Annotated in this window: 10 protein-coding genes; 7 read left to right on the top strand and 3 right to left on the bottom strand. The window is 64.3% G+C overall.

Annotated elements, in window-relative coordinates; translation table 11 throughout:
* Positions 1-53: 53 nt before the first annotated feature.
* On the top strand, positions 54-1,478 hold the full coding sequence (gene lpdA, locus ABE493_RS12800; RefSeq protein WP_346499301.1) for a dihydrolipoyl dehydrogenase: 1,425 nt from the start codon (positions 54-56) through the stop codon (positions 1,476-1,478).
* A gap of 125 nt (positions 1,479-1,603) precedes the next feature.
* Positions 1,604-2,197, top strand: a complete 594-nt coding sequence (locus ABE493_RS12795; protein ID WP_346499300.1) for a TIGR00730 family Rossman fold protein — start codon at positions 1,604-1,606, stop codon at positions 2,195-2,197.
* A 392-nt stretch (positions 2,198-2,589) separates the two neighbouring features.
* Here ABE493_RS12795 and ABE493_RS12790 read toward each other — a convergent pair whose 3' ends face one another.
* On the bottom strand, positions 2,590-5,490 hold the full coding sequence (locus ABE493_RS12790) for a bifunctional diguanylate cyclase/phosphodiesterase (protein ID WP_346499299.1): 2,901 nt from the start codon (positions 5,488-5,490) through the stop codon (positions 2,590-2,592).
* Positions 5,491-5,671: 181 nt separating this feature from the next.
* Between ABE493_RS12790 and ABE493_RS12785 the strand changes: the two genes are divergently transcribed.
* From ABE493_RS12785 to ABE493_RS12765, 5 genes are all read left to right on the top strand, one after another.
* Positions 5,672-6,229 (top strand): RNA polymerase sigma factor, encoded by a 558-nt coding sequence (locus ABE493_RS12785; RefSeq protein ID WP_346499298.1) that lies wholly within the window; start codon positions 5,672-5,674, stop codon positions 6,227-6,229.
* Complete coding sequence (locus ABE493_RS12780) at positions 6,226-7,305, top strand: hypothetical protein (protein WP_346499297.1); 1,080 nt, start codon at positions 6,226-6,228, stop codon at positions 7,303-7,305. Before ABE493_RS12785 ends, ABE493_RS12780 begins: the two co-directional genes overlap by 4 nt.
* A 46-nt stretch (positions 7,306-7,351) precedes the next feature.
* Positions 7,352-7,948 (top strand): IMPACT family protein, encoded by a 597-nt coding sequence (locus ABE493_RS12775; RefSeq protein ID WP_346499296.1) that lies wholly within the window; start codon positions 7,352-7,354, stop codon positions 7,946-7,948.
* Positions 7,941-9,710, top strand: coding sequence for an ABC transporter transmembrane domain-containing protein (locus tag ABE493_RS12770; protein ID WP_346499295.1), 1,770 nt, complete (start codon positions 7,941-7,943; stop codon positions 9,708-9,710). The genes ABE493_RS12775 and ABE493_RS12770 overlap by 8 nt, the downstream gene beginning before the upstream one ends.
* A 291-nt stretch (positions 9,711-10,001) precedes the next feature.
* Positions 10,002-10,217 (top strand): hypothetical protein, encoded by a 216-nt coding sequence (locus ABE493_RS12765; protein WP_346499294.1) that lies wholly within the window; start codon positions 10,002-10,004, stop codon positions 10,215-10,217.
* A gap of 689 nt (positions 10,218-10,906) precedes the next feature.
* Here the strand turns inward: ABE493_RS12765 and ABE493_RS12760 are convergent.
* Together ABE493_RS12760 and pdxY are read right to left on the bottom strand one after the other, a co-directional pair.
* Positions 10,907-12,022 carry a prephenate dehydrogenase gene (locus ABE493_RS12760; protein ID WP_346499293.1) on the bottom strand — a complete coding sequence of 372 codons (1,116 nt, stop codon included), beginning with the start codon at positions 12,020-12,022 and terminating at the stop codon, positions 10,907-10,909.
* A complete protein-coding gene (pdxY, locus tag ABE493_RS12755) occupies positions 12,019-12,927 on the bottom strand; it encodes a pyridoxal kinase (RefSeq protein ID WP_062166180.1) in 909 nt (302 codons plus the stop codon). Before pdxY ends, ABE493_RS12760 begins: the two co-directional genes overlap by 4 nt.
* Positions 12,928-13,140 lie beyond the last annotated feature (213 nt).

Raw genomic sequence — 13,140 nt, 5'->3', positions numbered from 1 at the left:
CTATGCGCCACCTTCTCCCGGCGGGAGAAGGAACAGGCAACAAGGAATCTCAAATGGCTGAACAATTCGACGTCGTCGTCATCGGTGCTGGCCCGGCCGGCTACCACGCTGCCATCCGCGCCGCACAGCTGGGCCTGAAGACCGCCTGCATCGATGCAGCGCTGGGCAAGGACGGCAAGCCGGCACTGGGCGGCACCTGCCTGCGCGTGGGCTGCATCCCGTCCAAGGCGCTGCTGGACTCCTCGCGCCAGTATTGGAACATGGGCCACATCTTCGATCAGCACGGCATCAGCTTCAACGACGCCAAGATCGACGTGAGCAAGATGGTCGGCCGCAAGGACGCCATCGTGAAGCAGTTCACCGGCGGCATCGCCCAGCTGTTCAAGGCCAACAAGGTTGCCACCTATTACGGGTTCGGCCAGCTGCAGGCTGGCAACGTGGTCAAGGTCAAGCAGCACGACGGTTCGGAAGTCGAGCTCAAGGGCACCAACGTCATCATCGCCGCCGGCTCGGATTCGATCGAGCTGCCGTTCGCCAAGTTTGACGGCAACCTCATCGTCGACAACGTCGGCGCGCTGGACTTCACCGAAGTGCCCAAGCGCCTGGCCGTCATCGGCGCTGGCGTGATCGGCCTGGAACTGGGCAGCGTGTGGAAGCGCCTGGGTTCGGAAGTGGTGATTCTGGAAGCACTGCCGGAGTTCCTGGCCGTAGCCGATGCCGAAGTGGCCAAGGTTGCCGCCAAGGAATTCAAGAAGCAGGGCTTGGACATCCGCCTCAACGCCAAAGTTTCCAAGACCGAGATCAAGGGCAACGAAGTCATCGTCAGCTACACCGATGCCGAGGGCGACAAGACCCTGACCGTCGACAAGCTGCTGGTCGCCGTTGGCCGCCGCGCTGCCAGCAAGGGCCTGCTGGCCGAAGGTACCGGCGTACAGCTCAATGAGCGTGGCCAGATCGTGGTCGACGACCATTGCCACACCGGCGTCGATGGCGTCTGGGCGGTGGGTGACTGCGTGCGCGGCCCGATGCTGGCCCACAAGGGCTTTGAAGAAGGCGTCGCCGTGGCCGAACTGATTGCTGGCCTGCCGGGCCACGTCAACTTCGACACCATCCCGTGGGTGATCTACACCGAGCCGGAACTGGCATGGGTCGGCAAGACCGAAGCCCAGCTCAAGGCCGAGGGCATCCCGTACAAGGCTGGCAGCTTCCCGTTCGCCGCCAACGGCCGCGCGGTTGCCATGGTGGAGCCGGCTGGCTTCGTCAAGGTGCTGGCACATGCCGAAACCGACCGCGTGCTGGGTATGCACCTGGTTGGCGCCAATGTCTCCGAGCTGGTGCACGAAGGTGTGCTGACCATGGAGTTCAGCGGCTCGTCCGATGACCTGGCACGCATCTGCCACGCCCATCCGTCGCTGTCCGAAGCAGTACATGACGCGGCCATGGCGGTCAGCAAGCGCGCCATCCACAAGGCCAACTAAGCTCCACGGCCTGTGACCTGAAGGCTCCGCTCCGGCGGAGCCTTCTTGCTTTTGTATTCCCCGGTCTGCGCGCCTGTTCAGCGGCCACAGAGCGACCACCTCTTCCCATTCACCAGGAACAACACATGAAGTCCATCTGCGTCTATTGCGGCTCCAACCCCGGCGCCAAGCCCATCTATGTCGAACGCGCCACCGAACTGGGCAAGCGCATCGCCAACGAAGGCCTGCGCCTGGTCTACGGCGGCGGCCGTACCGGCCTGATGGGCGCGGTGGCCGATGGCGTGCTGGCCGCAGGCGGCGAAGTCACCGGCGTGATCCCGCAGCACCTGGTGGACATGGAAGTGGCGCACAAGGGCGTGACCTCGCTGGAGATCGTCGGCTCGATGCATGAGCGCAAGTCGCGCATGTTCGACCTGTCCGATGCCTTCGTCGCCCTGCCCGGCGGCTTCGGCACCGCCGAAGAGATCTTCGAGATGCTGACCTGGCGCCAGCTCGGCATCGGCCACAAGCCTTGCGCATTCCTCGACATCGATGGCTTCTACCAGCCGCTGATCAACATGATCGACACCATGGTCAGCGAGCGCTTCCTGCACCCGGAACAGCGCGATGACCTGTGGTACGGCGAAGACGCCACGCAGATGCTGGAGTGGATGCGCAACTACTCGCCGGCCCAGGCCGACAAGTGGTTCGACGAGAAGAAGCGCAACGCGCTGCGTTGAGGTACTCCCGGCTTCGCGGCTTATCGCCCTAGGCCACCCAGCGCCGCTTCCACAACATTCCCGACGGGTCGTTTGTAGGAGCGGCATAAGCCGCGAAACTCGTACATCGCACAGATCGCCAGTCTTCCGCGCGAGCAACAGCAAATGCGCATCTCGTGCAATTGCGGACGGTGCGCGACGGATGCATTGGTGGCTTCGCGGCTTACGCCGTTCCTACAACATTCCCGACGGGTGGTTTGTGGGAGCGGTGTAAGCCGCGAAGCTCATAGCCCGTACAGATTACTGGTCTTCCCAGTGAGAAACAGCCACTGCGCATCGTGCAATTGCAGCCGGTGCGCGGCGTATACCTTGTCAGCTTCGCGGCTTACGCCGCTCCTACAAAAACCCAGCACTTATGCGCGCTGCAGGGTTTCCTCGCGCGGGGCTGGATAGCCGAGCAGGTAACCCTGGCCGAAATTGCAGCCCAGGTCCTTCAAGGTCTGCAGCTGCCGCTCATCCTCGATGCCCTCGCCTATCGTTTCGATGCCAAGCGTGCGCGCAAGCGACAGCACACCCTGCACCAGCGCGAACGTACTGCTGCTGCCTTCATCATGCAGCCCGGCCACAAAACTGCGATCCACTTTCAGTGCGCTGATCGGGAAGCGATGCAGGTACGACAACGCCGAATAGCCGGTACCAAAATCATCCAACTGCACCACCACGCCGCGCTCACGCAGTTGATGCAGCGTGCGCAGGGTCCGTGGCTCATCATCCAGCAACGCCATTTCGGTGATCTCAACACGCAGACGCTCGGGATCAGCACCCGCCGCGTCCAGCATGCCCAGCAATCGTGGCGCAAACTCGGCGGAGCGGAAATGTCGTGGCGACACATTCACTGAGATATAGCCGGCCGTGCAGCTCGCCATATCGGTGACCACCTGCTCGTAGATCTGCCAGTCCACCTGCTCGATCAGGCCGCTCTCCTCGCCCAGCGACAGGAACTGCCCCGGCAGCAGTACGCCGCGTCGCTCGTGCCGCCAACGCAGCAGTGCTTCATGGCCAACCACTTCACCATCCAGCAGCGACACGATGGGCTGGTAATACGGCAGGAAGTCGCGCTTCTTGATCGCCCGGCGCAGGTCCGCTTCCAGCTCCAGACTGCGCATGGCCTCGTCGTGCATCGCGCCATCGAACATCACGCAGCGGTCCTGGCCCTTGAGCTTGGCCCTATACATGGCCGCGTCGGCGTCGCGCAACAGATCCGCACCGGAGGTATAGCGTGCATCCCAGACGGCAATACCGATGCTCCCCGAAGGGAACAGCTCGCGCCCGTCCACCCACATCGGGGCTTCCAGGGCCTTGAGCAGGCGCCGCCCCAACTCCATCGCCGCATTGGAGCCGCGCTCGCAGGGCACCAGCAATGCGAATTCGTCACCGCCCAAGCGCGCCACCACATCCTCGCCGCGCACCAGGCCCACCAGGCGGCGCGCCACTTCAACCAGCATCTGGTCACCGGCAGCGTGGCCGATACTGTCGTTGACCCACTTGAAACGATCCAGATCGAGGAACAGCAGCGCGAAGTGCGGGGCGATACCCAGTTCCGCATTCTCGATCGCCCGCTCCAGACGGTCCTGCAGGTGCAGGCGATTGGGCAGGCCGGTCAGCACATCGTGCATGGCCAGATGGGTCAGGCGTTGCTCGGCGCGCATGCGCTCGCCAATCTGCCCCAACAACTTCTGATTGACCTCGCCCAACTCGCGGGTACGTTCAGTCACGCGCAACTCAAGTTCCGCATGCGCCTGCAACAGGCGCTGCTGGTCGCGCTGGCGGGCAAGGCTGTTGCCGATGGTGCGGGCGACAAAAACCAACAAGCGCTGGTCATCGGCAGTGAACGCCACCTCGGGGTTGTAGCTCTGTACGGCGATGACGCCAACCACTTCGTCATCGCTGAACAGCGGCACCCCCAACCAACATTGCGACTTGGCACCAAACTCCTTCAAGGTGCCCGCCGCGATCAATTGGTCGATATCCGCACGCGCCAGCAGCACGGGCTCGCGCCGTTGCAGTGCGTACTCAGTCAAACCAGCGCTGAAAACCCGGGTTGCACGCTCGCGATTGAAGCGGTCTACCGAATAGACGAACTCGATGCCTGCCGCATCTGCGGTCACCATCGCCACGTAGAAATTACTGGCATCAAGCAGGCGACCGATGATCCCGTGCACCTGCGCGTAGAACTCACCGGTGGCTTTGCCACTCATCCCAAGTTCGGAGATGTTGAACAGCGCCGCCTGCAACAACTCCGCGCGCCGCCGCTCGATGATTTCGCCCTGCAGGTGGCCGTTGATGTGCTCCAGGTCCTGGGTGCGTTGCCAGACACGCTGTTCCAGCTGCGCATGTGCCTGATGGCGGTCCATCGCGGTAAGGATGTGCTTGGCGACGAAGTTCAGCAGTGCACGCTCTTCCTCGCCATAGCAGGCATCGGCAACGTAACTCTGCACCACGATCGCGCCGCATACGCGGTTGTCGCGCCACATCGGCACACCCAGCCAATCGGTGCTCTCGACGCCTTCCGACACCTCGTATTGCTGCTCCAGGAACTTCGCCAACTCACGCGAGGGCCCACTCAATGCCCTGCCGTTGCGCAGCACCGCAAAGGTCAGGCTGGCCGGCATCTCCTCATAGCGGTAGCGACGCCCCGGCTCTGGCAGGTAGCTGTCGTGGGTATCGACGAAATACAGAAATTCCAGGCTCTGCTGGTACTCATCGCACTCGACGATGTAGCAGTTCTCGGCGTACATCAACGAGCCAAGGATGCGGTGGAAATGCGCCATCATCTCGGTCATCGCCAGGTCGGCGCCGGCCAGGTCGGCAATCTCGAACAGCGCCTTCTGCAACTGCTTGGAGCGCTGCAGCTCTTCAATCTGCAGGCGCTGGCGCATCAACTCCATGGCCGAGCCGATCAGCACCCGCGCAGTACCCTCCCAGGCTTCGCGGCGCACCATGGACATCACTTCATCGGTATCGATCAGCACCACGCAATCGGTGCCCAGCTCATGCCGCCAGGCCAGTTCGAAGACGCTGCCCGGCAGGTCCACGCCGGTCCCGGCCAGACGCTCACGCGCCAAGCGGCAAAGCCCCTCGGCGGGCTCCGGGAAACTGCAGTTGCCTTCACCCAGCACCGCATCACGCCACGCCAGCGCAACATTGCTGGCGCGGGGCAACAAGCCCTGCAATGTCGCCACCACTTTGGTAACCGGCGAAAAAGTATCGGCGCGCGTGGATTCGGCCCGCGCGTCAAGCTCGCTATACGACATCTATCCGTTCTCTCTGGGTTCCGGTCTCCCGGAACTCCCCCCTGATTCCGCAGCATACCTTTCGCAGCGGTCAAGAGCAGTGGGTCTCAGAAAAAAGATTATCTTTCACAAGTCTGAATAAGCATCGCCCGACTGCCTTGTCGAGCTAGGCAGAACCCGAGCCAACCACTACGCTTGGCAGGTGGATACCGCTGTCCAGACCCCTACCGATGAAGTGTTGATGTTGGCCTATGCCGACGGCGACAGCGATGCGTTTTCCGAGCTCTACGCCCGGCACCGTGCGCGCCTGTTTCATTACCTGTTGGGCCAGCTGCGCGACCGGCCCTTGGCCGAAGAGCTGTTCCAGGACGTCTGGCAGAAGATGATCCATGCCCGGGCCGGCTGGAAGCCCGATGCCGCCTTCTCCACCTGGCTGTTCCGCATCGCCCACAACCGGCTCAATGATCATTGGCGGGCAGCGCGTCATCGGCCCGTCGCACCGGCCGATGCCGACGAACGCACCGCGAGCCTGGCCGATACCTGCACCCCTGAATTACTGGCAGACGAACAAGCCCAACGCCTACAACTGCGTCAGGCCTTGGCTGAGCTGCCAGCCGAACAACAGGAAGTCGTGATCCTGCGACTGGAACAGGAACTCAGCCTGGAGGAGATCGGGCAGATCACCGGCGTTGGCCGGGAAACCGTCAAGTCGCGGCTGCGCTATGCGATGGACAAGCTGCGCGCGAGGTTGAGCGAATGAAGACCGCAGACATGCTTACCCCCGAAGAGCGCGAGCTGGCCCGGCTGCTCGGCCGGCCTGGCCGGAGCGCAGCTACGCCCAGCGCGCAACTCGATGCGCGGATCATCGCCATGGCCAACGCAGCGCAGGCACCGGCCGCCGTCGATACCGAGAATCCAGCCCCGGAGCAGACCCAGGCCACCGCACCGACTCCCTTGCCATCGGCTGCGCGTCGCAGCAGCGGCTGGGGCCGTCGTCGCGGGCTGGTGTCCTCGCTGGCGGTGGCCGCATCGCTGGTGTTGGTGGTTGGCCTGGCCTGGCAGCTGCGGCCGCTGGATGCGCCACCTGCCATGCCAGCGCAAGCTGAAGCAAACGTGGCAGTTGCAGCGGCTGAATCCGCTGCCGATTCCGCTGCGGCAGCCGCGCAGGAGCCAAGCGCGGCACCGCCAGCAGCTCCCATGATGGATCAGCTTCCGGTCGACGTGGCCGCCGCGCCCGCTGCCGCTTCGCCGCCAGCAGAAGCCGCTGCAAAAGAACACAAAGCAGCCGCGCCCAAGCCCGCGCCAGCAGACGGCTCCCGCAAGGACGAAACCACCGTCGCCGAGCCCGCCAGCGGCGCTATAGCCGAGCGCGCGCCACGCGCGTTCTCGCCGGCTCCGGTCATTGCCCCGCCAGCGCCGCCGGCGCCACCAGCGCCCATGGTCATGCCGGCACCTGTGCAAGCCCCGGTCTACACCGAGCAGGCCGGTAACGCCGATGCTCCGCAGAACGACCTCTATCGCACCCAAAGCGCACCGGCACGCACGGCGCCACCGCGCCCTGCGCTTACTGGCCCGGCACCGATTCCGCATGCCGGCACCAAGGCGGTTACAAAAGCGGCGGAGGCGCGCCGACAGCGTGCGGCCGCCATCGCCGCCGACAGCACCCCGGACATCGAAGCCGATGCCACGTTGTCGCGTCACCAATGGATCAAGCGTATCCGCGAACGCCTTGAAGCCGGCGACCTGGATGGCGCAAAGGCAAGCCTGCGTCGTTTCGCCCACGATTACCCGGAAGCGCGCATTCCGCGCGACCTGCGGCCGCTGCTCGAGGATTGAGCTGCACCCGCTACCGCTTTGCGGTGCTGCCACTAGAATGACGGCAATGCTCGACACACTTGCCGCTTCCGCCAGCCATGAGCTGGAAATCAAACACAGCCGCTTCCTCGCCCAGGCAGCGCCGATCAGCGATGCCGCTGCGGCACTGGTGTTCATCCAATCCGTCTCGGATGTCGACGCCACCCACAACTGCTGGGCCTATCGCTACGGCAACGAATACCGCTCCAGCGACGATGGCGAACCCGCTGGCACCGCTGGCCGTCCGATCCTGGCCGCCATCGACGGTCAGGGCTATGACCGCATCGCGGTGGTAGTGACACGCTGGTACGGTGGCATCAAGCTGGGCGCCGGCGGGCTGGTCCGCGCCTATGGCGGCACCGCCGCCGAATGCCTGCGACTGGCACAGCGCAGCCCCTTGGTGCCGATGACCGAGCGCATCCTGCAATGCGGCTTCGAAGACATGGGCATCGTGCACACCCTGCTGGGCAGCGCCGGCGCCGAGAAGCTTGAAGAACACTTCCTGCCCGAAGGCCTGCGCCTGCACGTGCGCCTGCCGGCAGACCAGATCGATGCGCTGGCACTACGCCTGCGCGACGCCACCCGCGACCGCCTACGCCTGAGCGAACCTGTCGACCATGACTGAAACCCCCACCGCCCCCTCACCGCGCAAGCTGCAGAAACTCGGCAGCCTGAAAACCCTGTGGCCATTCGTGCGCCGCCATGCCGGACTGTTCAGCGCATGGCTGGTCGCCCTGGCGATATCGTCCACAGCGACGCTGAGCCTGCCGATGGCGGTCAAGCAGATGATCGACCACGGCTTCTCCGGCGGCGGCGAGATCAACCGCGCTTTCATGCTGCTGTTCATCGTCGCCGTTGTGTTGGCATTGGCCACGGCCGCGCGCTTCTTCTTCGTCTCCCTCCTGGGCGAAAAAGTCGTCGCCGACCTGCGTGCCAAGCTCTATGCGCACCTGATCGGCCTGGACGCCGGCTTCCACGACCGCACCCGCAGCGGCGAGCTGGTCTCGCGGCTCACTGCCGACAGCGAGCTGCTGCGCAGCGTGATCGGCTCAACCATGTCGGTGGCACTGCGCAGCAGCGTCACCGTGGTCGGCGCGATGGTGATGCTGTTCGTCACCAGCCCGCGTTTGGCGGTGTACTCGCTGATCGGCATTCCGCTGGCGGTGCTGCCGATCGTGCTTGGCGCACGCCAGTTGCAGAAGATCTCGCGCGCCAGCCAGGACCGCGTCGCCGATGCCAATGCCTTGGCTGCGGAAACCCTGGGCGCGGTGCGCACGGTCCAGGCGCATGCGCGCGAGCCTTATGAGCGTGGTCGCTTCGAGGCTGCTTTGGATGTTTCCGTGGCGACTGCAAAACGCCGCATCCGTACCCAGTCCTTTGTTACCGCCATCGCCATGATGCTGGTGTTCGGGGCAATCGTTGCGGTCTTATGGTCCGGTGCGCACGATGTGGTTGATCACCGAATGAGTGCCGGTACGCTTGGGCAATTCCTGCTGTACGCCTTGATCGGCGGCGGCTCGGTCGGTGCCTTGGCCGAAGTCTGGAACGAACTGCAGCGTGCCTCCGGCGGCATGGGTCGCATTGGCGAACTGCTTGCCGAAACCCCGCAGATCAATTCGCCTGCCCAGCCGCATCCCTTGCCTACACCGGTACGCGGCGAGATCCGCTTCGAGCATGTGTCCTTCCACTACCCGCAGCGCCCCGATCACCCGGCGCTGGATGATTTCAGCCTGACCGTGGCACCGGGCGAAACCGTAGCCTTGGTCGGGCCTTCCGGCGCGGGCAAGAGCACCGTGTTGTCGTTATTGTTGCGCTTCCATGATCCGGACAGCGGCTGCCTGCGACTGGACGGTATTGATCTGCGCGAACTGGACCCGGCGCAGCTGCGTCAAAGCATCGCCTTGGTGCCGCAGCAGCCGGCCCTGTTCGCCGCCAGCGCCGCCGACAACATCCGTTATGGCCGTCTGGAAGCCAGCGACGAGGAGGTCCGCGCCGCAGCCCGTTCCGCCGAGGCCGATGACTTCCTGATGCAGTTGCCAGAAGGTTATGCCAGCGACCTGGGCGAGCGCGGTGCGCGCCTGTCCGGCGGCCAGCAACAACGGGTAGCCATTGCCCGCGCATTGCTCAAGGATGCGCCGGTACTGCTGCTGGACGAAGCCACCAGCGCGCTCGATGCGCAGAGCGAGCGAGCCGTGCAGCAGGCGCTGGAGCGATTGATGGCCGGCCGCACTACCCTGGTCATCGCGCATCGCCTGGCCACCGTGCTCAAGGCCGACCGCATCGTGGTGATGGACCACGGCCGCATCGTCGCCCAAGGCACCCATGCCGAGCTGCTCGCGCAGGATGGCTTGTACGCGGAATTGGCGCGACTGCAGTTCATTGATTGATGAGGCTTGAATCAAGCCGACCCCGTTCTATGGGGCGGCTTGATTGAATGCCTTTGTTGTTTGCATTCAAGAATTGCGGTTGCGGCGCAACTTCTGCACGCAATCATTCTGCCGACGGGAGGGTGGCAGCTGACTTCCACGGCCGCGCAAAACGCGCGTTCTGATAACTGCTGCACCTTCTCGCACATGCCTAACACCGCGCTAACGCATGGCTAACACCGCCAGCGGCAAGCTCAAGGTGTGGTCGCAGCGGATGCACGGCGATCACCTTTCCAGCACTGGAGTCGAGCTATGGCGTTCCGACAATTTCCGGCAACCACCCGCGATGGCGAAAGCTGCATCGTCATCGAGTTCCTTGATGAGCCAAGCAGCATCCAAGCCAGCAATACGCCCCATCCGCCCCGTTATGAACTTGCCGATGGCCGCCCCTTGCTGCGCCGTGGCAGCAACCTGTTCAGTGCCGATGGCGAAGTCAGCCTTTCGATGAACCAGCCCTACCGGGCCTGATGGCCCTTCAGCAGCGCGCCATGGTCATTGCCGGCGCGCCTTCCGGCGCTGGTGCTGCAGGTTGATCCGGTAATTCTGAATACGCTTTGCCGATTCGGCCTGCGACTGCTCATTTTTTCACCAACCATCTTGACAGCCTTGTGCCCCAAGGGTTGTCAGAGATTATCCACATGCTTGCGCACACTCCGCTGTGGATTAAGTCGCAGCCCGTGAGACGCAGATGGGGTTGAGCCCCTCCCTCTAAACAGCAAAGGGAAGGCTTGGAAGGGGCACTGGCTACCCTGGCTTTTGTGGGAGCGGCATAAGCCGCGAAGTCGATGATCCCCAACGATTCCAGGACCTGGGCAATTGCAATGCGCTATCGGTTTCGGCTGGCGTTGTCAGCTTCGCGGCTTACGCCGCTCCCACGAGCACCCGAGATCTTGTAGGAGCGGCCTAAGCCGCGAAGTCGATGATCCCCAACGATTCCAGGGCCTGGGCAACTGCAATGCGCTATTGGCTTCGGCTGACTTTGTCAGCTTCGCGGCTCACGCCGCTCCCACGAGCGCCGGAAATCTTGTAGGAGAGGCGTAAGCCGCGAAGTCGGTGACCCCCGACGATTCCAGGGCCTGAGCAACTGCAATGCGCCATTGGCTTCGGCTGGCGTTGTCAGCTTCGCGGCTTACGCCGCTCCTACAAACGCTGCAGGCTCATCGATCCAGCACGCGCCCAATACCGCTGCGGTTGATCTCCTCGGCCGCCGCTTGCAGCACGTCGGCAGCATAGGCCTGCACGAAACCCATGCGGAAATGCACCTCGCCACTGGGCGTGCGCGAGGAATGGATCGAGGCCAAGCTGATGCCATGGCGTTCGAACACATGCAGCAACTCACGCAGGGAACCCGCGCGATCTTCCGGGAGGTGCACGCTCATCGCGCGCGCGTCGGTCAGGTCCGCCAACAGGTAGCCGACGCGCTCGAAGCTGTAATTGCCATCGCGCAGGGTCTGCTCATCCACGGCCGCCTTGTTGTCGGCCAGGTACTGCTTGCGGAATACCGCACGCGCCGCGTCATCACCCTGCCCCACCAGGCCACGCAGCTGCTGCAGCTGCTGCAACAGATGATCCAGCACTTCGCCAGCGTGCGGATTGCCGAACTGAATGTCTTCGTAGATGGCCGGGTTCAACGACAGGATGCGTGAGATCACCGCCGCATCCAGCTCGAAGGCGGCCGAACGGTAGGGCATCAACTCAGCCAGCGAGCCCAGCATCGGCGCGTACTGGCGCAGCACGCCGGCCTGGGCCAGATGGGTGGCGTGCACCATCGCCTGCACCAGCGCCATCACCCGGTCGTGGTGTCCGGCAGTCCCGCGCACGCATTCGGCCTGCAGGGCGCTGCACAGTTCGTCCAGCCATGCCTGCCAGTGCGCATCCAGGCGCGCCTCGCAGACCACCATCACCCTGCCCTTCAAGGTCGGCGCCTTGGGCGGTGCCGTCATCGGGTGCAGCCCGGCAACCGAGGCCTGCGATTCCAGCATCGCAGTCACCGGCTCGGCCTTGATCGAGGTGACGTCCAGCCACAGCTTGCCGCGCTCACGCCCACCCGATTGCCGGATGTACTCGCGGATCAATGCAGGCGTATGCCGGATTGGCGCTGAGAACAGCAACACATCGGCCTGTTCCAGCAACTGCTCCGGTGTCTGCGAGCCCGCATCGATCGGATCATGGCCGATCACCTGCAAGCCCATCCGCGCCTCGAAAAAGCCGCGCAGCCAACGCCCGAAGGCACCGCCGCTGCCGACGATGCCGATCACCGGGCGCAGACTCACGCCAGACGCTCGGCGCGGAACCGGTAAGGCGTACCCAAGGCGGCCGGTGCGGCCGCCAGCACGTCGAACTCTTCGACGCCGGTGGCCAAGGTCGCTTCCAGTGCCGCATGCACACCGGCGATGGCGCGGCTTACCGCGTCCTCGAAGCTGTGGCCTTTCAGCAGGAACGCGACCAGCAGCGACATCAGCACGTCACCGGTGCCAGCAACGTCCACCGGCAGATGCGGTGAGGTCCAGCGCCAGATCTGCTCGCGGCCGATGGCCAGGGTCACCAGCTCGCCGGGGTCGCCGGAGACCGAATGCGCGATCACCCATTCCGGGCCGCGCTCCAGCAGCTTGCGCGAGGCGGCGATGGCGTCATCCTGCTCCAAGGCCGGCATGCCGGTAAGGCGGCCCAGCTCGAAGGCATTGGGCGTCACCAGCCAGGCGTGCGGCAGCAGCCGCTCGATGAAGATCTTTTCCAGCCCGGGCTCGACATAGGGCCCGGTATGGGTATCGCCGATCACCGGATCCAGGCAGTAACGCAACTGCGGCGATTGCGGCAGTACTTCGTCCAGCCAATCGGCAAAGGCCGCACCATTGGCGACACTGCCGAAGTAACCGGACACCAGCGCGCCGGCGCGTTGCGGCAGGCCTCGTTCGGTGGCGCCCTGCAGCAGTTCGGCAAACCAATCGGCAGGCAGCACACGGCCACGCAGTGTCGCGTAGAACGGCGCATTGCTGAGCAGCGTAGTGGGAATTTCGGCGACGCGCAGCCCCAACGCACGCAGCGGCGGCACTGCCGCGCTGTTGCCGGCATGGCCGTAGACCAGCTGGGACTGCACGGAAATCACGTCCACCGGCGACGGCCCATCCGGGCGTTGCCGACGACCGTGCACGAGATGGCTGTGGTCGACTTCGTTCATCGCCCTATTCTACGACTGCAGGGCGAACGGCGGCTGCATACGCTTGCGCGCGCAACCAATAAACAGCAAAAGCCGCGGCAGGCCGCGGCTTTTGAATCATGTAGTGCCGCGCCATGCTCGGCAGAGGCGTTACACGCACCCCGGTAGTGCCGAGCCATGCTCGGCAGAGGCGTTACAAGCAAGCCCGTAGTGCCGAGCCATGCTCGGCAGAGG

Origin of the sequence: Stenotrophomonas terrae (genome assembly GCF_039674165.1) — a bacterium.
Taxonomy (GTDB): domain Bacteria; phylum Pseudomonadota; class Gammaproteobacteria; order Xanthomonadales; family Xanthomonadaceae; genus Stenotrophomonas; species Stenotrophomonas terrae_A.
The sequence above is the reverse complement of the archived record's forward strand: the minus strand, read 5'-3'. Positions and strand labels throughout refer to the sequence as shown.

Excerpts from the sequence above, each read along its gene's own strand:
- ABE493_RS12770 (WP_346499295.1), top strand. The coding sequence starts at position 7,941 with ATGACTGAAACCCCCACCGCCCCCTCACCGCGCAAGCTGCAGAAACTC.
- lpdA (WP_346499301.1), top strand. The coding sequence starts at position 54 with ATGGCTGAACAATTCGACGTCGTCGTCATCGGTGCTGGCCCGGCCGGC.
- ABE493_RS12795 (WP_346499300.1), top strand. The coding sequence starts at position 1,604 with ATGAAGTCCATCTGCGTCTATTGCGGCTCCAACCCCGGCGCCAAGCCC.
- ABE493_RS12790 (WP_346499299.1), bottom strand. The coding sequence starts at position 5,490 with ATGTCGTATAGCGAGCTTGACGCGCGGGCCGAATCCACGCGCGCCGAT.
- pdxY (WP_062166180.1), bottom strand. The coding sequence starts at position 12,927 with ATGAACGAAGTCGACCACAGCCATCTCGTGCACGGTCGTCGGCAACGC.
- ABE493_RS12775 (WP_346499296.1), top strand. The coding sequence starts at position 7,352 with ATGCTCGACACACTTGCCGCTTCCGCCAGCCATGAGCTGGAAATCAAA.
- ABE493_RS12780 (WP_346499297.1), top strand. The coding sequence starts at position 6,226 with ATGAAGACCGCAGACATGCTTACCCCCGAAGAGCGCGAGCTGGCCCGG.
- ABE493_RS12765 (WP_346499294.1), top strand. The coding sequence starts at position 10,002 with ATGGCGTTCCGACAATTTCCGGCAACCACCCGCGATGGCGAAAGCTGC.